Source organism: Pseudomonas sp. QE6, from assembly GCF_041379005.1.
In the GTDB taxonomy this organism is placed as follows: domain Bacteria; phylum Pseudomonadota; class Gammaproteobacteria; order Pseudomonadales; family Pseudomonadaceae; genus Pseudomonas.
The window spans coordinates 3,882,050-3,904,393 of record NZ_CP166873.1; the positions used below are offsets into that span (position 1 = coordinate 3,882,050).

A 22,344-nucleotide genomic window follows, 5' to 3' on the forward strand; every position below is an offset into this window, starting at 1 on the left:
TGTTTCAGGTGCGATGGAGCCGTCGCAAGGGGCTATGTGGCGCGGGGTTGGCGTTTCTCCCGATGGAATCCGATGGTTTCAGAACGATGACCGGGGCGTGTTTTCCGACCTGCGCAGGCGCTTCAGTCGTCTCTGGCAAACCATTCCCGACGTTGTTCGAAGGCGCGCAGAACGATCGAGATGAGCGTTTCGACCTCCCGCAGATTGGCCGCCAGAGGCGCGACGGACAGCCAGGCGACTCGCTCCATTCGCTGCCCGAGCAGCGGCTCCAGGGCCAGCAGATTCTTGTCCAGCTTCGCCACATAGGTCGGCAGGAGGCCTATGCAGGCGGAGTTGCGGACCAGCTCCCGGACCCAGGCCTGGGAGTGGACCTGGGTGACTGAGCTCTGGCGCTGGCACAAGAGCTTGTTCCAGGGTTCGAAGCTCTTGATCGAGGCATTGGCCGAGTGCTGGGCCAGCATGAAGTCCGTCAGGTCCGACGCGGCGCGAGGTAGCCTGCTCCCGGCGTATCGCTTGGCCATGTGGGCGCAGTAATGCAGGCGCGCGAGCATCCTCGGCCTGGACATGGCGAAACCAGGGTCGGGGCGCGGGCTATCGGGATCGGCTATCCAGAGCGTCACTTCCGCTGGCTCCTGCGGGATGCCTTCCAGGGGCGTATCTCCAGATTCATCGCGGCATCCTTGCGCAGCCAGGCGATCAGGTCGCGGGCCAGGAAATCATCCAGCAGGTCGGACTGCACGGCGAGGCGTATGCGCGGGCGGGTGCTGACCACGTCCGGCGGCAGGTCGCCGAATCGCTCGATCAGCGCCTGTTGCAGCAGCTTTCCGGCAGGGCTCAGGCGCAGTTTGCGGTTTTCGTAGTAGAACAGCGGGCTGCCGATGCTCGCTTCGAGTTTCATCAGTTTCCTGCGCATCGGCGTGACGTGCAGGTTCAGGCTGCGGGCGGTTTGCCTGAAGCAGGCGCACCGGGCGCTGGTGAGGAAGATCTGCGCCAGTTGGTGGTCGATGGGGAGATGCTCGAACATTTGGAAGAGGCTCGGGGCCCTCGCAGCCGAGGGCATGGATTCACGGGATAGGTCGTCCCGAGCCTATTGCGCGCTGTCTAACACAGGGATCGCAGGAAGTTGAGATTGTTGTAAGGTTCGGAATTTCGCCAGGGCCGTGGCCTGACTTATCAATCCTGGACGTTCGTAAAGGCGAAAAGATGCAAATTCGCATGCGCGAATAGTGTTGCTCTTTGTGCTCTGACTTTATTGATGCAGTTAAAGTTAATTCAGGTCTAATGATTGGGTGGATAGAATTGCACGATCTAGTGGCGTTTTAAGGGCAGTTTGCCAGTCTGCGGAAGTTTCCGGCCGTTGATCGGGGTGGTACTGGCGCAAAGCATTCGCCGTGTATATTTAGCGACTTCCGGCGCGCCAGGAGTACGCTTCAGAAAAAGCGTGGTCGACAGAGCCGCGCCGGTTATTTCTTGCTTCATTCAGCAGCCCATCCAGCTGCCTGCTGCCGCACAAGAAAATCGTCTTCAAATGCCGTCACGTTATTGAAAATCAATTACAGGATAGTGAAGATGAACCAAGCCAATGAGCCAGCTGCACTAATTACGGCCAAGGACTGGGACGAAAAATGGCAGGAAATTTTCAAAATTTATCAGAATGACATTCGCCATGCTTACTATATCGATGCCGTCCGAAGGAGGCATGAGACGCGGGTTCTGGAAATCGCCGCTGGCAGCTTTCGAGATATTGTGCAGCTGAACCGACTAGGCGTTGAAGGCCACGGTATTGATTTTTCTCCGGAGTCGGTCGCCCTTGCCAAGAAGCTTTATCCTTCATTGCAGGAACGTTTCCAGGTGATGGATGCTTTTGATCTGCAGTACCCAGACAGCTATTTTGATATCAGTTATCACAACGGTTTATGGGGTTATTTTTCGGATGACGACATTGATCGTATGGCGCGGGAGCAGGCGCGTATCACTAAAGGGCGATTTATCGTAACCGTACATAATGCTCATAATCAGTCGTTCATGGATTACTTCAATTCGGAAAGAGAGCGTGACTCGTTGTTTAATATTCGCTTCTTCACTTGCGACAAGATGCGCGAGATTCTCGCCAAGGTCGCCCGCAAGGTGAACATCATTCCGGTTGGTAAAGGCAATAGATTCCATGAGGACTGGCTTATACGCCATGGCTTGCATGACCCGTTCCTCGTCAATTTGGTGTTCAAGTTGTCCGGCACTCGCTACCTTGAGTGCAGTGAGCGCCTGATGTGTATTGCCGAGCTGTAACAACCTAATGGCGGTAGTCAAAAGGGCCTTGTTTTCGCAAGGCCCTTTTTATTGGCCTGCGCAACGGGGGGAAGCGAATGGCTGAACAGAACGCCGTGAGCCGGATTCTGATGCGGCCGACGGGCACGCACCCTCGCTCCCGCCGTTCTTCCCCGGCATTTCAGGTGGGCGCGTTCAAACCAAAGCTGTCACTCCGTTTGCGCCCAGTGATCCGGCAGCTCGAACCAGGGCGCCTTCGAGGCGACCTGAACATGTCTTTGCTTGTGCGGGGTGAAGACGGTATCCAGGGTGCCGATGGCTGTCGAGATCCAGTCGGAAAACGCCCCCTGTCTTCTCGACCAGAACAGCGACGAGCCGCAGTGGCTGCAGAACTGCCGCAGCACGGATTCGGACGACGCGTAGGATGTGAGTGCATCCGCACCCAGGAGGATGCGCAGGTCGCTGCGCGGCACGCTGGCGTAACTGGCGAATGCCGCGCCGTGGCCTTTGCGGCACTGGCTGCAATGGCAGTGGCTCAAGGCCCTGGGTGGGGAGAGCAGTTCGTAGTTGATCGAGCCGCACAGGCAGCTTCCCTGATAAGACCCGGCCATCCTGTTCGCACTCCTTGTGAGGGGGGGCGGCAGCTTAATCGTGGCTGGTCTGTCTGTCGAACAGCCCGGACATCCGAAATTGGTACGGGGCCGTGCCCCTTGTTGTCCGCCCGCATGGCTTGCGAATAGGATGACTCCCCGACCTGTCTATCGACCGACCCCGATGAGCCCAAGCCACCCAGTGCCAGATGAGGAGTCGCTCGAGCACGTGCTCAAGCCCGACCTGCGGGTCGCCATCGTCCTCATCGATCAGTTCACCCTGACCCCGGTGGCGGGTTTCGTCGACGCGCTGCGTTTCGCCGCCGATCGTTCCTTCGACAGCCGGCAGATCCTCTGCCAATGGGAATGGCTGAGCGTGACGGGGGAGCCTGTCAGCGCGAGCTGCGGCCTGCCGATTGCGCCGACCAAACGCCTGGACCCGGATGCGGAATACGACTACGTGGTGCTGGCCGGCGGGCTGCTGTCCGGGGTGATGAACCCGGAGCCCGCGCTGCTCGACTACATTCGCCGCCTGCACGCGCGCAAGGTGCCGCTGGTGGCGCTGTGCGCTTCCTACTTCACCCTGGGCCTGGCCGGTATTCTCAAGGGGCGCCGTTGTGCGGTGCACTTCACCGTGCAAGAGCGGTTCGCCGCGCTTTTCCCCGAGACCCAGGCCGTGGTCGACAAGAGTTATATCGAGGACAGCGGTGTGTTCACCTGCCCGGGCGGCTCGGCGTTCGAGCTGGCGGCGGAGATCATCGGCCGTCACTGCGGCAAGCGTCGCGCGCAGAAGAGCCTGGAATACCTGCTGGTGGCCGACGAGGACATCCGGCGCGGCACCGACAACAGCGTGGCGCATGTCTATCAGGACCCGCTGGTGCACCGTGCGCTGGACTACATGCGTGCGCATCTCGACAGTCACTGCACGATCCGGGAACTGGCCCTGCAAGTGGGCAGCAATGAGCGGCAGTTGAACCGTGCCTTCCTGGCCAACGCCGGCCAGCCGCCCGCGCAGTTCTGGCGCAAGCTGCGGCTGCAGGAGGCGCGCAAGCTGCTCAGCGACACCAGCCTGCACGTGACGCAGATCGCCTATGCCACGGGCTTCTCCGACGCATCGCACTTCATCCAGCAGTTCCGCAAGAGCTATGGCGAGACGCCGCATCTGTTTCGCAAGCTGCGGCACAACGCCGAACGTCTGCAATGAGAGAACGCCAACGGCCCGCCAACGCATTGCGCTGGCGGGCCGGGTGGGCGCAGTGGATCAGCCCACGTAGCGCGGGTTGGTTTCCGGCGCCCAGCGCTGACAGACCAGCGCGCCGATGACCAGCGCCGTGACGCAGATGCCGATCGCCGCCGAGGCGCCGAAGCGTTCCATCACCACCGGCAGGATGAAGGTGCAGGAGGCGGCGCCGATGCGGCTGGCGGCCACCGAGATACCGACGCCCGAAGCGCGCAGTTCGGTAGGGAACAGCTCGGAGGTGTAGGCGAACTCCAGCACCCCGGAGGCGGCCATGACGAAGGCGAACACCGCGAACACGCCCACCACGTACAGCCCCGGCATGCCGCTCCAGCTCGCCAGGACGAACAGCGCGACGGCGTTGATGCTGAAGGTGCCGATGAGGAAGGCGCGGCGGGTGAGCAGGTTGATCAGCAGCAGGCCGACCACCGATCCGGCCAGCAGGAAGATGTTGTAGATCAGCCCGCCGGTGTAGCTGTCCTCGATCTTCAGCGCGTCGAGAATCCTCGGGATGAAGGTGCTCATGGCGAAGTAGGGGATCACCTGGCAGGTGTAGAACACCATGCCGACCAGGGTGCGGCGCCGGTGCTCCGGGCTGAACAGCTGGCCCCAGGAGGCCTTCGCCTTGCCGCGTTCATCCTCCGGCAGGTCACAGCCGCCCAGGCGTTCGATGACCCGTTGCGCTTCGGAATGGCGGCCCTGCTTCATCAGCCACAGTGGCGACTCCGGTGTGCCCTGGCGCACCAGCAGCACCAGCAGGGACGGCACCGCGCTGCTGGCGAGAATCCAGCGCCAGGCTTCATCGCCCCACGACTGCATCAGGTAGCCGACGATGTAGGAGAGGGTGAAGCCGAGCGTCCAGGACACCGCCATCAACGCCAGCAGGGGGCCGCGGAAACGCCGGGGCACCAGCTCCGCCACCAGCGAGACGCCGACGACGAAATCCGAGCCCAGCGCAAAGCCCAGCAACAGGCGCAGGACCAGCAACTGCTGGGCGTCCTGGACGAAGAACTGGGCGATGGAGGCGCCGAAGAACAGCGCCATGTTCCAGCGGTAGATGTGCTTGCGTCCGAAGCGGTCGGCCAGCGGGCCGGTGAGCAGGCTGCCGAGGAACAGGCCGATCAGGGCCGCGCCGCCGAGCAGGCCGAGCCACAGGGCATCCAGGCCCAGCGGGGTGGTCGCCAGGCTGATGGCGATGCCGATGATGCCCAGCACATAGCCATCGCAGAACTGGCCGCCGACACCGCCGACCGCGGCCTGGAGGTGCAGCGGGCGTACGCGGGAGTGTTCGGTGGCAGGGGAATTCGAGATATCGACGCTTTGCATGACTTACCTCTTGTTGTTCTTGTCAGGGTAAGGAAGGGCGATCAGGCCGTCCGGGTGGCGAAGGCCGTGACGTTGTCCAGCGCGGCATCCAGCAGCCCTTGCATGGCTTCGGCGCTGCTCCAGGCAACGTGGGGGTTGAGGATCAGGTTGTGGGTGGCGGCCAGGTGCAGCAGCGGTTCATCGAGCGTGAGCGGCTCATGGGTCACGACATCGAGTGCCGCGCCGGCGATCTCGCCGTGCTGCAGTGCCCGGATCAGGTCCGGCTCGTTGATCACCGCGCCCCGTGCGGTGTTGATCAGCACCGCATCCTTCTTCATCCATTCGAACTGCTGGCGACCCAGCAGGCCGCGGGTCTGCGGTGTCAGCGGGCAGTTGAGGGAGACCACGTCGCTGCGGGCGAGCAAGGCCTGCAGGGGCAGGTAGCGCTCGCCCTGGTAGTGGCCGTCGCGGTCGTGGAAGTACACGTCCATCTCCAGGCGCGAGGCGAGGTCGGCCAGGCGCTGGGCGATGGGGCCATGGCCGACGATGCCCAGCACCTTGCCGCGCAGGTCGCGGATCGGATAGTCGAGGTAGAACGGCTGCAGTGCCTGGCCACGCTGGCGCTCATCCATCAGCAGGCGGTGGTAGCGGCCGACGTTGCGCAGCAGTTCGAAGATCATCGCCAGCGCGTGCTCGGCCACGGTGTGGGTGCCGTAGCCGGGGACGTTGGTGACGTGGATGCCGCGCTGGCGGCAGTAGTCCAGGTCGACAATATCGGTGCCGGTCAGGGCCAGCGAGATCATGCGCAGCGACGGCAGTTGCTCCAGTTGCGCCACCGAGATCGGCACGCCGCCGGTGATGGCCACGGTGGCGGTGGACAGACGCGCCACCATCTCCTCGGGCGCGGTGTAGTCGTGGCAGCTCCAGCGGTGGGGGAACGGCAGTTCCCGGATCTTCACGCTCGCAGAGAAAGCGTCACGGTCGAGGAAGACGACGTCATGCAGCACAGGCACCTCCAGGTGTGGTTGTTCTTCTAATGAGGGGGAGAGCTGTTACGGAAGGAGCAGTCAGGCCGCCGCGCTGGCCTGGATCTCCAGGCGGTAGCGGCTGTCGGCCAGGGACGCGCCGACGCAGGCGCGCGCCGGCGGATGTTGCGGGTCGACCCAGGCGTCGTAGATGCGATTCATGGCGTCGAACTCGGCCATGTCGGCCAGCCAGATCTGCACCCGGATAAGGCGGCTCCTGTCGACGCCGGCCAGGGCCATGACGGCCTCCAGTTGTTCCAGCACATCGCGGGTCTGCCCGGCGATGTCCAGGCTCGTATCCCGGGCGACGATGCCCGAGGTTTCGATGCAGTCGTTGAAGCGCACGCACTGGCTGTAGCGGGCGTTGCGGCCCTTGCGCTGTATGTCCACGGCGGTCCCTCCTGTCTTGTCAGCACGGCCGGTGTATCCGGCCTGGGCAGATTGTTCGGGGGCCGGCGAGCGGTCGGCTAGGAAGAAAAGGACGATAAATAGGAGAAATCCGCGTTGTTAAAAAATAACTTCCAAATTTTCTCAAAGTAAAAAATATCGTTGTTTTTTAGATTGCCTGCGGATAGCCTCCGGACCCATCGCCAGCCACCGGGTTGTCCTGCCGGGATGGGGATCGCCCGACTGGCGCGACCGACGATTTCACCTGCCAAGAGACCCGCCATGAAATTCCCAGCCGTGCCGCCGCTGAAACGCAGTTTCTGGATGCTCTGCGCCGAGTCCGACCTGCAACTGCCGTCCCCGCTCTCGGGCAACCATCGGGCCGATATCGTGATCGTCGGCGGAGGCTTCGTCGGCCTCTGGACTGCGCTGACGATCAAGGAGCACGAGCCCGATTGCCGGGTCATGGTGCTGGAACAGGACATCTGCGGCGGCGGTGCGTCGGGGCGCAACGGCGGATTCGTGATGTCCTGGTGGCCGAAGATCCAGTCGCTCACCTCGTTCTGCTCCACCGAGCAGGCGACCTTCCTGGCGACCAGTGCGGAGCGCGCGATCCAGGAACTGGGCGAGTTCTGCGAACGCCACCGGATCGACGCCGCCTTCCGCCAGAAGGGCTGGCTCTGGACGGCGACCTGCCAGGCCCACGTCGATAGCTGGAACGCCACCCTGGCCGCCTGCGAGCGCCTGGGTTTCCACCCGTTCGAACGGCTGTCCCGCGAGGAGGTGGCCAGGCGCTCCGGGTCCGACGTGCACATCGCCGGCGTGCTGGAGCGCAGCAATGCCACCGTGCAGCCGGCCGCCCTGGTCCGTGGCATGCGGCGCGTGGCGCTCGAAGCGGGTGTCGAGATTTTCGAGAACACGCCGGTTACCGAGATTCAGCCGGGGCGCCCGGTGCGTCTCCTCACGGCGAACGGCCGGGTTGAAGCCGGGCAGGTGGTGCTGGCGACCAACGCCTGGTCTGCCGCCATCCCGGAGCTTGCGAAGCTGTTCGTGCCGGTGGGCAGCTCCATCGTGGTGACCCAGCCGCTGGGCCAGCGCCTGGAAAGCATGGGGTGGAGCGGGGCGGAAGCCATCACCGACTCGCAGCTGCTGGTCGACTACTACCGCACCACGCCCGACGAGCGCATCGCCTTCGGCAAGGGCACCGGCTCGCTGAGCTACGGCTCGAAGATGGGGCCGGTGTTCAGCGAAGACCGTGAGGGCATCGCCCTGACCGAAGCCGACCTGCGCCGCGCCTACCCGATGCTCAACGACGCGCTGATCACCCATTCCTGGTCCGGCCCGATCGACCGCACCTACGACAGCCTGCCGGTGTTCGGCCGCATCGCCGGCAGCGACAACATCCACTACGGCATCGGCTGGAGCGGCAATGGCGTCGGCCCGAGCCGCCTGGGTGGGCGCATCCTGGCCAGCCTCGCACTGGGGCGGAAGGACCCGTGGAGCGGTTGCGCCCTGGTCGGCCGCCGCTGCAAGCCGTTCCCGCCCGAGCCGGTGCGTTTCATCGGTGGCTCGATGGTGCGCAAGGCCGTGATTCGCAAGGAACGCGCCGAACTCAACGGCAAGCCGGCGAATCCGTTCGACGTACTGATGGCCCGGTTTGCACCCGCTGGACTTGAAGACAAAGCCTGAGGAAATCCCATGACCCCCGTACTGTTCCGTCTCGACAATGCCCAGTTCTCCGAGCCCGCGCCGGCCGGCATCCCGATTGGCGAACCGATCCCGATGGCCAGCACTGCCGCGCACCAGGAACTCGCCTCGCAGAATGCTTCCAGCGGCTTCTGGGAGTGCTCTCCGGGCCGTCTGCGCCGCGCCATCATGCAGGCCGAGTACAGCTACTTCATCGAAGGCCGCGGCGTGTTCACCCCGGACGGCGGCGAGCCCATCGCCTTCAAGGCGGGGGACTCGATCTACTTCGCCGCCAATACCCAGGGCGAGTGGGAAATCATCGAGAAGGTGCGCAAGGCCTATCTGATTCTGGGGTGAGTGCGGGGCGTGGCACCTGTCCACGAGGGGCATCGTGCTCGCGAAGCCAATACAGCGCCGGCCTTGCCGGCGCATCGCGGACAAGGGCAAGGCGCCCCCGGCTCGCCCATGCGGCAGGGACTCACCGAGCCTTGCGATAGTGGTCCCGGAGGAATACGGGGAGATCGTTCGAGGGTGGCGTAACGGGAATCTGGTACATCATGTCGCCGACGAAACCGCGATGATAGGTGGCGTGATTGACCAGGTGCAGCACGATTTCTTCCTGTGTCATGACGCCCTTTCCCCCTCCGACGAACTCGAAATGGACGACTTTCGACAGGTCCTCGGCCGACCAGGTGTCGACGAGCTCGATGTACCAGCGGTCCATCGCCTGAACCGCGTTCCAGAGGTCGCCCAGCGGAGACGGATGTTCGGTGTTGCGCGCGGTGTAGGGGTGCTTCCTGCCTTGCAGGTGATGCCGGAAGATGTCGTCCACCACATAAACGTGGTTCAGCGTATGCACCATGTTGCCAAAGCGCGTTTGCCTCGGGCGTAGCGCCTCGCCATCGGGCAGGTTCATCACGCTTTCGAACGTCAGCTGATTCGCCCAGGCCTTGTAGCGCATCAGCATTTTCAAGGTGTCCGTGGCGGATATGGGTTGGCTTTCCGGAGCCGTAGACATGTTTGTCAGTCCTTGTTTGAACGCAATCGACGAGTAAGGGCCTTCTTCGAAGCGGCCCTCGGCGCTTGTTCCTGTGTGGCTTGTGTCATGCCTGACGCTTATGGGATCCCCTGGAGTCGGCCGGTAACCTGCGTGTGGGTCTTGCCGCCGATCCAGAACTGGCCGTCGCCGTCGCGCGCCACATGAATGCGTCCTTTGCGACCCAGGCGAGTGCCCTGGGCGGCGACATAGGCCTCTTCGATCACGCCGGTGGAGGACAGCCACTGCGCCAGCGACGCGTTGAGGCTTCCCGTGACGGGGTCTTCGACGATGGTGCCCAGGTGATTGTTGAAGAAGGCGCGAACTTCGAAAGCGGCATCACCGCGGGAATGCGGCCCGACCACGCCGATGTCGATCCTGCGCGGCCAGTGGCGTTGCGGATTCAGGGCGAGCACCTGTTCCGCCGAGGCCAGCCTGATCCCCAGCCAACCGGGGCCGTTGTCGACCCAGGCGGCGTCGACGACCTCCTGGGGCTCGATGCCGAGGAATTGAATCGCTTCGCTCAGTTCTTCCGGCGAGGGAGCGCCGGAACGAATCAGCGGTGGCGCGCCAAAGGACAGCAGGCCCTGGTCACGGCGAATGGTCACCAGCCCGGCGCCGCACTCCTGGACGATTTCCGTCTCTTTCATCGGCGCTCGCCCAGTGGACAGCCAGGCGTGGCAACTGCCCAGCGTCGGGTGCCCGGCAAAGGGCATTTCTCTCTCCAGCGTGAATATCCTGACCCTGTAGTCGGCCGCCGGGTGCGTGGGCGATAGCAGGAAGGCTGTCTCCGAGAGGTTGAACCAGCGCGTCAGGCACTGCATGTCATCGGTCTCCAGCGCGTCGGCACCCAGGACTACCGCCAGCGGGTTGCCGGAGAGAGGTTCCGCACCGAAGACATCGATCATCTGAAATTCATGGGTCACAACAGCGCTCCTCGGGTTCCTGTCAGGGGTGTTCAGTCGCTTCGACTGGTATCCGGGCGTCAGTCTGGCGAGACGAGAAGCTTCAGGCCCGCGCCGGCGAACAGCGCCGAGAAGAGTCCTTGAAGCCAGCGTCCGAGCCTGGAGTAGAAAGCGATCATCCGGGCGGTCGAAAAGAGGAGGGCGTCATAGAAGCGGCCGGCCCGCTCGAGGTTCCGGGCGCCAACAGTCACATGGCTGAACATCTGGCTCTCCATTGCCGCCGTCATCCCGGCGAGGCGGTTGGTGAAAGGTTGAAGGTCGCAGACGACCCTAATGCACGTTACACTTGTGATCAATTTAAATAGTGTCACGCGACACTATTAGTCAGCCTGGACGGTCAGCATGCTTCTTCAATCGCCCTGGAGGCCGCGCCTTGCGGAAATCGACGCGAGTCCCGCCGAGCGGCTGGTACTGGCGCTGGCCGATGACATCATCGAGGGGCCGTTGAAAGGAGGCGACCGCCTGCCGGCCCATCGCGACCTCGCCTGGCAGCTGGGGGTTGGCCTGGGGACGGTGACGAAGGCCTACGCCGCCCTCGAACGGCGGGGGTTGGTGCGCAGCGTCAAGGGCCGGGGCATGTTCGTGGCGATCCGCCAGGCGCATGAAGACCGGGAGATCGATCTTTCGTCCAATGTGCCGCCGGCCATGCTTTCGGCGCGCCTGCTGGCCCGGACCCTGGCCGGGGTCGCGCGGAAGATCGACGCCGATCATCTCAATCTCTATTCGCCGCCCGCCGGGCACCTGGAGCATCGGCGCCTGCTGGCGCGCTGGCTTGAAACGCTCGGTGTCAGCGTCGATCCGGCGAACCTGGCGCTGACCAGCAACGCCCGTCAGGCCATTTCGCTGGCCTTCGATCTGGCCTGCGGACCGCAGGGGGTGATCCTGACTGAACGCGTCACCTACCCCGGGGCGATAGCGCTGGCGCGGCGCAAAGGCTATCGGATGCAAGGCGTCGCGATCGATGCCGAGGGGATGGTCCCGGAGGCGCTCGGCGCGGCGCTGGAAGGCCTCGAATCCACCTGTAACAGAGCGGTCTACCTCACGCCGATGCTGCACAACCCCACCACGGCCACCATGGGCGTGGCGCGTCGGCAGGCTATCGTCGATGTCTGCCGGAGGTCGGGAGCCTGGATCATCGAGGATGGCGTCTATGCGCTGGGGCCGCCCTCGGCGCCGACGCTCGCCGCTCTGGCGCCCGAACGTGTCTTCCACGTCAATGGGCTGTCCAAGTCGATCGGGCCGGGACTCAGGATCGGCATGCTGACACTGCCGGCGGAAATGGCCGTTGCGGCGCAGGAAGTCTTGCAGGACGTGCCGATGGCGCCGTCGCCGTTGTCCTGTGCGGTGGTGGAGGAGTGGTTATCCAGCGGCGTCATCGCCTCCATCCCGCAGGACTTGCGCCATGAAGCGCGCCGCCGATCGAGCCTGGCGGTTTCGCTCCTCGGCGCGGTGGAGCTCGTGGCGCAGCCGGAGGCCTATCACCTCTGGCTGCCAATGCCGCGCGCCGCTGCCGACCGCCTGGCGGCAGCGGCCGCCTCGGTGGGAATCAGGGTGACGCCTCCCGAATCGGTCATGGTCGACCGTAGTGACCAGGAGGCAGGGATTCGATTGTGCCTCGGTGGTCCGTCCCTCGACGACTTGACGGAAGGACTGACGCTCCTGGCGAGGCTCCTGAAGAGCACTACGCTCTCGGCCTGAAGTCCGGGCCGTGCACCTCTCGCACGCATCGATAGTCTCGGGTGAGCCGGCCAGTCGGGCTGGCCGGCGGAGGCTGTCACCCGCGCAGCAAATGCACCGCCAGGCCTGCCAGGGCACAGCCGAGCAACACCTGGATCACACCACGCTTGAAGCGGAACAGCGCCACCGCCGCGGCGATGGCGATCACGGCCGACGGCCAGTCGAACGCGCCGCTGAAACCTTTCGGCCAGAGCACGTGATAACCGAAGAACACCGCCAGGTTGAGAATCACGCCGACCACCGCCGCGGTGATGCCGGTCAGCGGCGCGGTGAATTTCAGCTCGTTGTGCGTCGACTCCACCAGCGGCCCGCCGGCGAGGATGAACAGGAAAGACGGCAGGAAGGTGAACCAGGTGACCAGGCTCGCGGCGATGGCACCGGCGAGGAAGGGGTGGTCCGCGCCAAACATCGGGTGCACGTAGCCGCCGACGAAACCGACGAACGCCACCACCATGATCAGCGGCCCCGGCGTGGTTTCGCCCAGGGCCAGGCCGTCGATCATCTGGGTGGGTGACAGCCAGCCGTAATGGCCGACCGCGCCCTGATAGACATAGGGCAACACCGCATAGGCGCCACCGAAGGTCAGCAGGGCGGCCTTGGTGAAGAACCAGCCCATCTGCGTCAGGGTGCCCTGCCAGCCGAAGGAGGCCGTCAGCAGGCCCATGGGCAGCAGCCAGAGCGCAGCCCCGATCAGTGCCAGACGCAGCAGATGCCCCCAGCGAAAGCGCGCATGTTCGGGCGTCGGGGTGTCGTCGTCGATCAGCGCGGGGCCGTAGCTGGTCTTCGCTGCCCCATGGCTGCCGCCGATGACGAACTTGCTCGGCAGCAGGCGTCCGCCCATGTAGCCCAGGATCGCGGCTACCAGCACGATGACCGGGAAGGGCACGTCGAGCGCGAATATGGCAACGAAGGAGGCCGCCGCCATGGCCCATAGCCAGGCGTTCTTCAGGGCCCGCGAGCCGATGCGGTGCGCCGCATGGACGACGATGGCGGTCACGGCGGGCTTGATGCCGTAGAAGATGCCCGCCACCACCGGCACTTCGCCGAAGGCGAGGTAGACCCACGACAGGCCGATCAGGATGAACAGCGACGGCAGCACGAACAGGGCTCCGGCGATCACGCCGCCCCAGGTGCGATGCATCAGCCAGCCGATGTAGGTGGCGAGCTGCTGCGCCTCCGGTCCCGGCAGCAACATGCAGTAGTTCAGCGCGTGGAGGAAGCGGCGCTCGCTGATCCAGCGGCGGCGCTCCACCAGTTCCTGATGCATGATCGAAATCTGTCCCGCCGGGCCGCCGAAGCTGATGAAGCCCAGCTTCAGCCAGAACAGGAAGGCCTCGAACAGGCTGATGGGCGCCCCAGGGGCGATCACCTTCTCGGCGGCAGGCGTGGTGGAGTCAGTCATGGTTCTTCTCGTCAGTAGCGAATGCAGTCAACAGGCCATCGAAGATGCCGCTGGCGGCCTGTAGCAGCCGATCGTCATCGCCGATGCTTTCTCGCAGACCGGCCAGGACGCGCTCGATACCCGATGCCTCGGCGGGCTGGCTGCCACCGATGTCCAGGTAGTGCACGAGGGCGGCGGTGCGCTTTAGGGCGGGGCTTTCGAGCTGGAAGCTGGCCAGCAGGGTTTCGAAGGTGACGCGCTGTCCGACATGGCTGAAGGTGGCGCCGTCGAAGTCGAAACCCAGCGCATCGGCAGGGCAGTCGTGCGGGGAGTCCAGCCAGAGAATCTGCGCGGCGGGGTCGATGAAGCGGCGAATCAGCCAGGCGCTGGCGAGGCGATCGACCCAGGGGCGTTTGCGTGTCGCCCAGCGGCGACCCTGGAAGTCTTCTGGCGCCAAGGGCGTGATGGTCTCTTCATGGCTGCTCGGCTCGTCCGGCGCGAGGGCGCGGCTGATGGCGGTTTCCAGCGCCTGGAGGGCCGAGTCGGTGAGCTGCCTGGATTCGCTGGGGAAGAAGTCGATGGCAGCCAGCTGGGCGAAGGCCTTGCGCAGCTTGCGGACCTGCCGTGCGGTTTGCAGGGCGTTCTCGTCCGTCAGTTCGCGGAGGCAGTTGGCGATATCGGCGCGCAACCTGGCGTATTCCTCGCTGCGATCGAACAGCGGAACGAATCGCTCGCCGGGTTCGCTGATCGTCAGCAGGTAGGCGGTGCCATTGAGGGCGAGCACCTCCTGCTCGATGGCTTCGAGGGCTTCCCGTCCGCCAACGCGCTCTGGCAACAGGTATACCCCGTCGCGCAGCACCGCCGCGCCGCAGGCCTTGAGCGCTCGCCAGGCACGCATGCGCTCGGTCGAATTGGCAGTCGGCAGGCCGAGCACCAGAAGGAGCCAGACGTTCATGTAGAGTATTCAACGTATTTGGTTGTTATCTCTACTATAGTGATGCTTGGTCGAAAGGGTAAGCCGTATTCGAGAGATGGATGCACCACGGAGGCCCGCCATGGTTCCACTCATCACCCGCCTCGGATCTGGGCTGGCGCTGGCAGGCGTTGAGACCGGCGTGTGGCGGCTGCTGCTGGCGAGGAGTCTGCGGGGCTTTTGCGACGGTTTCGTTGCGGTGCTGCTGCCGGCCTACTTGCTCGCACTAGGCATGTCGATCCTCTCGGTCGGGCTGATCAGCACCTCGACGTTGCTGGGCTCGGCGATCGCCACGATGCTGGTCGGCATGCTGGGCAATCGCTTTGCGCGTCGCTCGCTGCTGCTGGTCGCCGCCGGGGTGATGGTGGCGACGGGCATCGGCTTTTCCAGCTTCTCGACGCTCTGGCCGCTGCTCATCGTGGCCTTCCTCGGCACCATGAATCCCAGTGCGGGAGATGTCAGCCTGTTCCTGCCCATCGAGCATGCCTGCCTGGCCGAAGCCTCGGAAGCGCGGTCGCGCACGGCTCTTTTTGCGCGCTACAGCCTCGTCGGCGCGCTCTCCGGCGCCCTGGGCGCGCTATTGGCCGGAGCGCCGGATTGGATCGCTGCCCATCTCGGCGTCGCCGCGCTCTCGGCCATGCGCGGCATGTTCGTCCTCTATGCCGTTGCGGGGCTGGCGATCCTCGCGCTGTACCGGCACCTGCCCACGCACCCGTCGACCGCGGCCGGTGCTCACACGCCGCTTGGGCCATCGCGCTGGATCGTCGTGCGCCTCGCGCTGCTGTTCAGCGTCGATGCATTCGCCGGCGGCCTGGTAGTCAATGCCTTGCTGACGCTCTGGCTCATGGCGCGCTTCGATCTTTCCATCGGCGCGGCCGGACAGTTCTTTTTCTGCACCGGCTTGCTCAGCGCGAGCTCGCAACTGCTGGCGGCGCCGCTGGCGCGCAGGATCGGCCTGCTGAACACCATGGTCTTCACGCACATCCCCTCAAGCCTGTGCCTGATCGCGGCAGCATTCATGCCGTCGTTGCCGCTGGCCTTGCTCATGCTGTTGCTGCGCAGCGCGCTGTCCCAGCTCGACGTGCCCACGCGCAGCGCCTTTGTCATGGCCGTCGTCACACCCGCGGAGCGTGCGGCTGCCGCGAGCCTGACCGCGGTACCGCGCAGTCTTGCCGCCGCCATTGCGCCGACCATCGCCAGCGGCCTGATCGGGCTGGGTTGGCTCACCGCGCCGCTGCTCGCCTGTGGTGTGCTGAAGGTTCTCTACGACCTGACGCTGCTCCTGGCGTGCCGCGATGTCAGGCTTGAGGGTGAATCGTCATGAATGCGCTGCGAAGTGCCAAGCATCTACCTTGATCATGCCTGCAGCTTGAGACAGGCATCCGCTTCTGCGTGTCGTGGCGCAGGACCAGGTCGATGAAGGTGGAGGGGCCAGGGGCAGGCCATCCGGGCGTTGAACCTCCTGCATGGGCCGGGAAACAGCCGTTGGTCAGCTGACGTTTCACCTTCGCTGCGACGCCTCGAGCCCGCCGCCGCAGGCCGGCGCTCGGCCCGAGCGTGTTTCTCCCGGTCTGTGCCGTCATGAGCGCCAGGAAGGGGCTCCCAGGATGACTGGCCTAGTGCTATCCCCTGTTCTATACCGAACGCACGCAGGCCCACAAAGGCCGGCAACGCGGGACAAGGAGAGAGCGATGCGAGGGAATGACGAGGCACCCGGCGAGGGCATGTTCCAGTTTTCCCCGGAGGAGCCGGCAGGAGAGCTGGTCGATACGGAGCCCCTGCTGGTCCTCAGCGTCGACGATGACCCCGGCTTCCAGCGTTCGTTGCAGGCAGCGCTGCTGGGGTACCGCTACCAGGAGCAGCCGTTGCGCTTGCTGACCGCCGGGTCGGCGGAGGAGGCGGCCAAGCTCATGGTGGAAACACCGGATCTGGCCGTGGTGCTGCTCGACGTGGTGATGGAAAGCGACGACGCCGGCCTGCGTCTGGTGCGCAATGTCCGCGAAGTGCAGGGCAATGCCGACGTGCGGATAGTCCTCCTGACCGGCCAACCCGGCATGGCGCCGATGCAGGCGTCGCTGGACCACCTGGATATCAGCGATTACTGGCTCAAGACCGACATGAGCCAGGAACGCCTGCACAGCATCCTCACCGGCAACCTGCGCACCTGGCAGCAGATTCGCGCGCTGAGTCGGGCCAAGCGCGGCTTGCAGGCCATAGTCGAAGCCAGCAACAGCCTGACCCTGGCCCGGGGGCTGGAGGATTTCTCGGCGCGGATGATCTGCGAGCTGTCGGGCCTGCTAGGGGTGGAGCCCGATGGCCTGGTCTGCGTCCAGGCCGGGCACGCCGACGAAGCTCCGCTGCACGCCAGCATCAGCGCGGCAGCCGGGCGTTTTGCCGGGAATCTGTCCCGGCCGCTGGCCTCGCTGGACGACCAGCCGATACGCGCGTTGCTGAGCCGCGCCATGCAGGACGAGACGGCCATCGCCACCGCCGACAGCCAGGTGCTGTTCTTCCCCGGCACCGAGGGCGTGCCGCATGCGGCCGCCTACCTGGCGACCGATCGGCACCTCGACGAGACCGAACGCGAACTGCTGCGGGTGTTCTCCACCCAGGTCAATTCCGGCCTGATCAATGTAGCCCTGAGCAGTCGCCTCGACCGCATCGCCTACGAGGACGAACTGCTCTCGATCCCCAACGGCAACGCCTTGCTCCGCGAGCTTGAAAGCGTGCTGGCGCTGCCTCCGCCGTGTGGACGGACCCTGTTGCTGGTGGACCTCGACCAGTACGCCGAGGGCAGCCTGTCGCTCGGTGTCGAACAGGGCGACCTCATGCTGCAGGGCATGGCCCGGCGCCTGCGCGCCAGCTTCGCGCCACCCTGCCTGGTCGCACGCCTGCATGAAGACACCTTCGCGATCCTCGGTCCTACCCAGCGCCTTTCCACGCAACAGGTCCGCAGCCTGGAGCTGTTCGACGAGAGCGCCCATTCCCCCTTCATCGGCATCGGCGCGGCACGCCTGGACCTGGACGCCTACAACGGCTCGGCACGGGGCGCCATCGCCGCGGGTCTGCTGCTGCTCAAGCGGGCTCGCAGCCAGGCATCGCTGCTCTGCGAATACCAGCCGGGCATGGAGGAGGAGACCAGCCAGCGCTTCCAGCAATCCCATGCGCTCTACCATGCGCTGCGCAACACCGAGGGCATCCGCATCGTCCTGCAACCCCAGGTGGACCTGGCCACGGGACAGGTGCAGGGCGCCGAGGTGCTGGCGCGCTGGGTCGACACCGATGGCACGGAGGTTCCGCCCGGTGTGTTCATCCCCATCGCCGAGGCCAACGGTCTGATCGTGCCGCTGGGCAAGCGCATCCTGGAGATGGCCTGTGCGGCCGCGCGGGCGCTCGACCAGGCCGGTTTCCCCGACCTGCCGCTGGCGGTCAACGTGTCGCCCCTGCAACTGGCGCGGCAGGAGTTTTCCGAGGAGCTGGTGGCGGTGGTCCGCCAGCACGGCATCCGCCCCCAGCGCATCGAGCTGGAGGTCACCGAATCGGCGGCCATGAGCGACCAGCAGGCCGGCGGCAACATCCTGCGCAGCCTGGAAGAGGCCGGGTTCTCCATCGCCATCGACGATTTCGGCACCGGCTATTCGTCCTTGAGCTACCTGAATTCGATCTGCGCCTCGACCCTCAAGGTCGACCAGCGCTTCGTCCGTGAAATCGGCCTGGTCGACGATAAGCGAAGCATCGCCGACATGATCATCGCCCTCGGCCATCGCATGCAGATGTGCGTACTGGCCGAAGGGGTGGAGACCGACGAGCAGGCGACCTGGCTGCGCGAGCATGGTTGCCAGCGTGCCCAGGGCTATCTGTTCGGCCGCCCCGAACCGCTGGATGCCTTCATCGAGCGTTTGCGTGAACGGCATAGCTGAAGAGGTCGCCATCCAGCCTGCGGACCGCCGCGGCTGGCTGCGCTTCAATGGGCTCTTCCTGCGGCAGCACCGGCGTCACCTGCTGACCCTGGTCGTGCCCTGGCTACTGCTCCTGCTGCTGGGCCTGCCGCTCTTGTGGAACGAACTGGAGCGGGTGGTCCGCGAGCCGGCCCTGCGCGCCCGCGACAGCGTGCGCGAGGAGACGGTGCAGATACTGACCCGCTCGCTGGACCTGCTGCGCCATGACGTGGTGTTCCTCGCCGACCTGCCACCGGAGCTGATCAGCGCCGACACCCGGCCCGACTCGGTGGCGGCCCGTCTGTTCCTTAGCTTCTCGCGCAGCTCCATCAATTACGACCAGGTGCGCTGGATCGACGAGAACGGCGACGAGCGCCTGCGCGTCGACAATCGTGACGGCCATGTGGAGCTGGTGCCGTCGGAACAACTGCAGAACCGGGCCGATGCGCCCTATTTCAGCGAGGCGGTTGGCCTGCCCGCCGGCAGCATCTACTTCTCCGAACTGGACCTGAACGCCGAGCACGGCGTCGTCGAGCAGCCGCTGCAACCCACGCTGCGGGTGGCCAGCCCGGTGCTGGACCAAGGCAGCCGACGGGGCGTGGTGGTGCTCAACTACCGCGCCCAGCGTCTGCTCGACCGCCTGCGCCAGCTGGGCTCCCGGCAAGGCGTGAATCTCTATCTGGTGAATGGCGAGGGTTACTGGATAGTCGGGCCGCGCGCCGAGGACGAATGGAACTGGCAGCTGGGTAATGGTGAACGCCGCTTGGCCGTCAGCCAACCCGGTCTCTGGCAGGCGATGCAGGAACGCAAGGACGGCCACTGGGTAGGCGAGGGCGGCGACTGGTCGTGGATCGACCTGAACAGCGCCGAAGTGCTGAGCAGCCGCGAGGGCGCGCAGGTCGATACGCGCCGTTTCGGGGTACGTGTGCTGGTGGAGGTGCCGGATTCTGCCATCGGCACATTGGGCTGGCGCTGGACCCTGCTGATTGCCGCGCTGGCGCTCTGCATCATTGGCTTGGCGGGGTTCCTCATCCTGCGCCTGATGCGCAGCATGGAGACCGAAGCCCTGCGACGCAGCGAGCTGGAAAGGGCCAATAATGCCCTGATCGAAGCCGGGCGCGATATGCAGGCGATGCAGTCGGAACTGGCGCGGGTCGAGCGTCTGTCGTCCCTGGGCTTGATGGTGGCGGGCGTCGCCCATGAGATGAACACCCCGCTGGGCGGTGCCAGCCTTGCACTCTCCACCGCCCAGAGCGGCCTCGACGAACTGCTCCGCCGCCTCGACAGCGGACTACGTCGCTCCGACCTGGACCGTTTCCTGGCGGACAGCCGCGAAGCACTGGCCATCGCCCAGGCGGAGACCACCCGCGCGGCGGGCGTGGTGCAACGCTTCAAGCAGGTGGCGATGGATCGCACCACGTTACAGAAACGCCGCTTCGACCTGGCCGAAGCGATACTCGACGCCGATGTGCGCCTGCGCCGCTGGGACCCCCACCAGCCGGTGCAACTGGCGCTCGACCTGCCTGCGGGACTCGCAATGGACAGTTACCCGGGGCCATTGGGGCAGGTCATCTCCAACCTGCTGGGCAACACGCTCGACCATGCCTTCCCCGACGGCAGGGCAGGGCGCATCAGCATCTCCATCACCGCCGATGGCCCGGCAGGCGTGGTGCTCACATTCAGCGACAACGGCAAGGGCATTCCCCGTGACGAGCTGCCGCGCATTCTCGAACCCTTCTTCACCACCGGCCGCCATCGCGGCAACACCGGCCTGGGGCTGCATATCTCGCACCAGATCGTGACCGAGGTGCTGGGCGGGCGCCTGCATGTGGAAAGCGTGGCAGCGCCTGAGGCCAACGGAGCCGCGAGCGGCACCAGTTTTACCCTGCACCTGCCATGCAGGGGGCCGGATGCGCAGCCTGGTTAAACTGGTTGCTGGGTGGCAGGGGTGTCCTGAGTGAGCGGCAGCCGACGACCCAAAGCGGACATCCGCTATGGCGGGCTCAATTGCAGGTAGCCATGCGCAGTTTTGGTCTGATGTATCAGGACGACGTCAATAGCTGGGTCAGCGATGCGTTCAGGCGATCGATGCGGGCGCTGCTTTCTTGGACTAGCTGGGTGATTTCCTTCGCTGAGGTCGCCGACTGCTGAGCAAGCTTTCGGACTTCATCGGCCACAACAGCAAAGCCGCGGCCGGATTCGCCAGCACGCGCGGCCTCGATGGCGGCGTTAAGGGCGAGCAGGTTGGTCTTTTCCGTTATGGTGTTGATGCTGTCGATGATTTTCGTGATCTGAGCGCTGGACTCCTGCACGCGATTCATTTCGCGATCCGTGACCTGGGAAGCCTCGTGTTTAGCCTGTACGTCGATTCCGTATGTGACGAATCTCTTGATGTGCCCAACGGAGTCAGTGATGGGGCAAATGGCACTATCGAACCGAATTGGTTTGCCCGCCTTGTCGGGTAAGTCGAGGGAACAAAGAAGCGGCTGCCCCGCCAATAATTGCGAAAATCTTTGCTCACCCAATAGCTTTGCCAGGTTGTGCTGGCAGGCGAGCAGTCCGGGGGCGCTCTCGTGTCCCAGGTGACGAACCAGATACTCGTTTGCCATGACAAGTCTTCCATCGATCTCCCATTCCGCTACGGCGTTGCTGACGCTAATGGCGGCGAAGCGCTTTTCGGACTCGAGGGAGCGTTCTTTGGTCTGTGTGATGTTGGCCTGGATAGAAATGAATTGCGCCAGTTCACCCTGCGCGTCGAAGACCGGGTTGATTGCAAGAGATATCCAGTAATGTTCACCCGACTTCTTGTAGTTCAGGATCTCGCTGTAAATCGGCCGGCGATTGCGCAGGGCGTCCGCGATTCGTTCGACCGTTTCCGGGCTGGTCGCCGGCCCCTGCAAAATAGGCCCCGGCTTCTTGCCGCAGACCTCGTCCGAGGCGTACCCGGTGAGTTTCGTGAAGCCGCGATTCACGTACTGGATAATGCCATTCTTGTCGGTAATGACGATCGAGTTGTCGGTTTCGTTCGCCACAAGCGAAAGCAGCTTGAATTCCCTGTTGCGCAAGACCTCTGCCGTGATGTCGCTGGCAAACTTCACTACTCGGGTGACTTCGCCTTCCGGGCTCAGGATCGGGTTATAGGTGGCATGGATCCAGACTGAGCGCCCGCTTTTGGTGATACGTTCGAATTCGGCCGTCTCATATGTGCCAGCGCGTAGTTTCTGCCAGAACTGCCCATAGGCCTTCGATTCGCGCTGTGCTTCCGGCACGAACATCTGGTGTTTCTTGCCAACGATTTCTGAAATCGAATAACCCATCAGCTTGAGAAACTTGGCGTTGGCGTCAAGGATGGTGCCGTCAGGGCTAAATTCGATGATCGCCTGGGCGCGATCGATGGCCGATATCTGAGATTCTATGCGCGCCTGCTCGATCATCTCCGCTGTGATGTCCGTCGCGAACTTGATGATACGCGTCACCCTGTTCTTTCGAAAAACAGGTGTATAAGTAGCCCGAATCCAGAGGGCAATGCCTTGCTTGCTGAGTCTCTTGAACGTCCCCGTTCGAGATTTGCCTTCCCGGAGCTCTTGCCAGAATGAGGAGTACTCCCTTCCACCTGCTTCATCGGGGTGAATGAACATGCTATGAGGGCGACCGCGCACTTCCTCGAGGGAGTAACCCGTCATGCCGAGGAATATCGAGTTGGCTCGCAGAATCGTACCATCGAGGTCAAACTCGACGACCGCCTGGGTCCGCTCGATTGCAGTTATTACGTCCTCGGCTTGGGTGTGTCGGAAGAATTTGTACATCTGAATCTCCCTT

20 protein-coding genes are annotated in these 22,344 nt (G+C 64.3%); 8 read left to right on the forward strand and 12 right to left on the reverse strand.

Annotation, left to right across the window (positions count from 1 at the left end; genetic code table 11):
• Positions 1-122 precede the first annotated feature (122 nt).
• Both ACAW63_RS17920 and ACAW63_RS17925 read right to left on the reverse strand, forming a co-directional pair.
• Positions 123-620, reverse strand: a complete 498-nt coding sequence (locus ACAW63_RS17920; protein WP_371227353.1) for a hypothetical protein — start codon at positions 618-620, stop codon at positions 123-125.
• Entirely contained in the window at positions 617-1,024 is a 408-nt protein-coding gene (locus ACAW63_RS17925) for a LysR family transcriptional regulator (protein WP_371227355.1), read from the reverse strand. The genes ACAW63_RS17920 and ACAW63_RS17925 overlap by 4 nt, the downstream gene beginning before the upstream one ends.
• A 545-nt stretch (positions 1,025-1,569) precedes the next feature.
• Here ACAW63_RS17925 and ACAW63_RS17930 point away from each other — a divergent pair.
• A complete protein-coding gene (locus tag ACAW63_RS17930; protein WP_371227357.1) occupies positions 1,570-2,286 on the forward strand; it encodes a class I SAM-dependent methyltransferase in 717 nt (238 codons plus the stop codon).
• A gap of 188 nt (positions 2,287-2,474) precedes the next feature.
• On the opposite strand, the gene ACAW63_RS17935 is transcribed toward ACAW63_RS17930, so the two are convergent.
• Entirely contained in the window at positions 2,475-2,876 is a 402-nt protein-coding gene (locus tag ACAW63_RS17935; protein ID WP_371227359.1) for a GFA family protein, read from the reverse strand.
• A 208-nt stretch (positions 2,877-3,084) separates the two neighbouring features.
• Here ACAW63_RS17935 and ACAW63_RS17940 point away from each other — a divergent pair, with 208 nt between their 5' ends.
• Positions 3,085-4,059, forward strand: a complete 975-nt coding sequence (locus ACAW63_RS17940) for a GlxA family transcriptional regulator (RefSeq protein ID WP_371227361.1) — start codon at positions 3,085-3,087, stop codon at positions 4,057-4,059.
• 57 nt (positions 4,060-4,116) lie between these two features.
• Here ACAW63_RS17940 and ACAW63_RS17945 read toward each other — a convergent pair whose 3' ends face one another.
• The 3 genes from ACAW63_RS17945 to ACAW63_RS17955 are packed head-to-tail and all read right to left on the reverse strand — an operon-like array spanning position 4,117 to position 6,812.
• Entirely contained in the window at positions 4,117-5,418 is a 1,302-nt protein-coding gene (locus ACAW63_RS17945) for an MFS transporter (RefSeq protein ID WP_371227363.1), read from the reverse strand.
• A gap of 41 nt (positions 5,419-5,459) precedes the next feature.
• Positions 5,460-6,404, reverse strand: a complete 945-nt coding sequence (locus tag ACAW63_RS17950) for an NAD(P)-dependent oxidoreductase (RefSeq protein WP_371227365.1) — start codon at positions 6,402-6,404, stop codon at positions 5,460-5,462.
• A 60-nt stretch (positions 6,405-6,464) separates the two neighbouring features.
• Entirely contained in the window at positions 6,465-6,812 is a 348-nt protein-coding gene (locus tag ACAW63_RS17955) for a RidA family protein (RefSeq protein WP_371227367.1), read from the reverse strand.
• Positions 6,813-7,091: 279 nt separating this feature from the next.
• Between ACAW63_RS17955 and ACAW63_RS17960 the strand changes: the two genes are divergently transcribed.
• Together ACAW63_RS17960 and ACAW63_RS17965 are read left to right on the forward strand one after the other, a co-directional pair.
• The gene (locus tag ACAW63_RS17960; protein ID WP_371227369.1) at positions 7,092-8,498 is read left to right on the forward strand and encodes an NAD(P)/FAD-dependent oxidoreductase; all 1,407 of its coding nucleotides are present in this window, start codon (positions 7,092-7,094) and stop codon (positions 8,496-8,498) included.
• A 9-nt stretch (positions 8,499-8,507) separates the two neighbouring features.
• On the forward strand, positions 8,508-8,852 hold the full coding sequence (locus ACAW63_RS17965) for a cupin domain-containing protein (protein WP_331314743.1): 345 nt from the start codon (positions 8,508-8,510) through the stop codon (positions 8,850-8,852).
• A 121-nt stretch (positions 8,853-8,973) separates the two neighbouring features.
• Here ACAW63_RS17965 and ACAW63_RS17970 read toward each other — a convergent pair whose 3' ends face one another.
• The 3 genes from ACAW63_RS17970 to ACAW63_RS17980 all read right to left on the reverse strand — a co-directional run bounded on the left by ACAW63_RS17970 (position 8,974) and on the right by ACAW63_RS17980 (position 10,699).
• Positions 8,974-9,462: a DinB family protein gene (locus tag ACAW63_RS17970; RefSeq protein WP_371227371.1), complete on the reverse strand. Its 489-nt coding sequence runs from the start codon at positions 9,460-9,462 to the stop codon at positions 8,974-8,976.
• A gap of 149 nt (positions 9,463-9,611) precedes the next feature.
• Positions 9,612-10,439 carry a PhzF family phenazine biosynthesis protein gene (locus ACAW63_RS17975; RefSeq protein ID WP_371234708.1) on the reverse strand — a complete coding sequence of 276 codons (828 nt, stop codon included), beginning with the start codon at positions 10,437-10,439 and terminating at the stop codon, positions 9,612-9,614.
• Positions 10,440-10,516: 77 nt separating this feature from the next.
• On the reverse strand, positions 10,517-10,699 hold the full coding sequence (locus ACAW63_RS17980) for a hypothetical protein (RefSeq protein WP_371227373.1): 183 nt from the start codon (positions 10,697-10,699) through the stop codon (positions 10,517-10,519).
• A gap of 139 nt (positions 10,700-10,838) precedes the next feature.
• On the opposite strand from ACAW63_RS17980, the gene ACAW63_RS17985 reads away from it, so the two are divergent.
• On the forward strand, positions 10,839-12,194 hold the full coding sequence (locus ACAW63_RS17985; protein WP_371227375.1) for a PLP-dependent aminotransferase family protein: 1,356 nt from the start codon (positions 10,839-10,841) through the stop codon (positions 12,192-12,194).
• 76 nt (positions 12,195-12,270) lie between these two features.
• Here ACAW63_RS17985 and chrA read toward each other — a convergent pair whose 3' ends face one another.
• Both chrA and ACAW63_RS17995 read right to left on the reverse strand, forming a co-directional pair.
• Entirely contained in the window at positions 12,271-13,635 is a 1,365-nt protein-coding gene (gene chrA, locus ACAW63_RS17990) for a chromate efflux transporter (protein ID WP_371227377.1), read from the reverse strand.
• Complete coding sequence (locus ACAW63_RS17995; protein WP_371227379.1) at positions 13,628-14,569, reverse strand: chromate resistance protein ChrB domain-containing protein; 942 nt, start codon at positions 14,567-14,569, stop codon at positions 13,628-13,630. The genes chrA and ACAW63_RS17995 overlap by 8 nt, the downstream gene beginning before the upstream one ends.
• A gap of 100 nt (positions 14,570-14,669) precedes the next feature.
• Between ACAW63_RS17995 and ACAW63_RS18000 the strand changes: the two genes are divergently transcribed.
• The 3 genes from ACAW63_RS18000 to ACAW63_RS18010 all read left to right on the forward strand — a co-directional run bounded on the left by ACAW63_RS18000 (position 14,670) and on the right by ACAW63_RS18010 (position 20,452).
• Entirely contained in the window at positions 14,670-15,911 is a 1,242-nt protein-coding gene (locus ACAW63_RS18000) for an MFS transporter (RefSeq protein WP_371227381.1), read from the forward strand.
• A gap of 367 nt (positions 15,912-16,278) precedes the next feature.
• On the forward strand, positions 16,279-18,507 hold the full coding sequence (locus ACAW63_RS18005; RefSeq protein WP_371227383.1) for an EAL domain-containing protein: 2,229 nt from the start codon (positions 16,279-16,281) through the stop codon (positions 18,505-18,507).
• Positions 18,491-20,452, forward strand: a complete 1,962-nt coding sequence (locus tag ACAW63_RS18010) for an ATP-binding protein (protein WP_371227385.1) — start codon at positions 18,491-18,493, stop codon at positions 20,450-20,452. The genes ACAW63_RS18005 and ACAW63_RS18010 overlap by 17 nt, the downstream gene beginning before the upstream one ends.
• 115 nt (positions 20,453-20,567) lie before the next feature.
• Here the strand turns inward: ACAW63_RS18010 and ACAW63_RS18015 are convergent, their stop codons facing one another.
• On the reverse strand, positions 20,568-22,331 hold the full coding sequence (locus ACAW63_RS18015; protein ID WP_371227387.1) for a PAS domain S-box protein: 1,764 nt from the start codon (positions 22,329-22,331) through the stop codon (positions 20,568-20,570).
• Positions 22,332-22,344 lie beyond the last annotated feature (13 nt).

Coding starts and splice junctions, on each gene's coding strand:
- ACAW63_RS18000 (WP_371227381.1), top strand. CDS start 14,670: ATGGTTCCACTCATCACCCGCCTCGGATCTGGGCTGGCGCTGGCAGGC.
- ACAW63_RS17970 (WP_371227371.1), bottom strand. CDS start 9,462: ATGCTGATGCGCTACAAGGCCTGGGCGAATCAGCTGACGTTCGAAAGC.
- ACAW63_RS17960 (WP_371227369.1), top strand. CDS start 7,092: ATGAAATTCCCAGCCGTGCCGCCGCTGAAACGCAGTTTCTGGATGCTC.
- ACAW63_RS17925 (WP_371227355.1), bottom strand. CDS start 1,024: ATGTTCGAGCATCTCCCCATCGACCACCAACTGGCGCAGATCTTCCTC.
- ACAW63_RS17965 (WP_331314743.1), top strand. CDS start 8,508: ATGACCCCCGTACTGTTCCGTCTCGACAATGCCCAGTTCTCCGAGCCC.
- ACAW63_RS18015 (WP_371227387.1), bottom strand. CDS start 22,331: ATGTACAAATTCTTCCGACACACCCAAGCCGAGGACGTAATAACTGCA.
- ACAW63_RS18005 (WP_371227383.1), top strand. CDS start 16,279: ATGCGAGGGAATGACGAGGCACCCGGCGAGGGCATGTTCCAGTTTTCC.
- chrA (WP_371227377.1), bottom strand. CDS start 13,635: ATGACTGACTCCACCACGCCTGCCGCCGAGAAGGTGATCGCCCCTGGG.
- ACAW63_RS17930 (WP_371227357.1), top strand. CDS start 1,570: ATGAACCAAGCCAATGAGCCAGCTGCACTAATTACGGCCAAGGACTGG.
- ACAW63_RS17980 (WP_371227373.1), bottom strand. CDS start 10,699: ATGTTCAGCCATGTGACTGTTGGCGCCCGGAACCTCGAGCGGGCCGGC.
- ACAW63_RS17985 (WP_371227375.1), top strand. CDS start 10,839: ATGCTTCTTCAATCGCCCTGGAGGCCGCGCCTTGCGGAAATCGACGCG.
- ACAW63_RS17975 (WP_371234708.1), bottom strand. CDS start 10,439: ATGATCGATGTCTTCGGTGCGGAACCTCTCTCCGGCAACCCGCTGGCG.
- ACAW63_RS17945 (WP_371227363.1), bottom strand. CDS start 5,418: ATGCAAAGCGTCGATATCTCGAATTCCCCTGCCACCGAACACTCCCGC.
- ACAW63_RS17935 (WP_371227359.1), bottom strand. CDS start 2,876: ATGGCCGGGTCTTATCAGGGAAGCTGCCTGTGCGGCTCGATCAACTAC.
- ACAW63_RS17995 (WP_371227379.1), bottom strand. CDS start 14,569: ATGAACGTCTGGCTCCTTCTGGTGCTCGGCCTGCCGACTGCCAATTCG.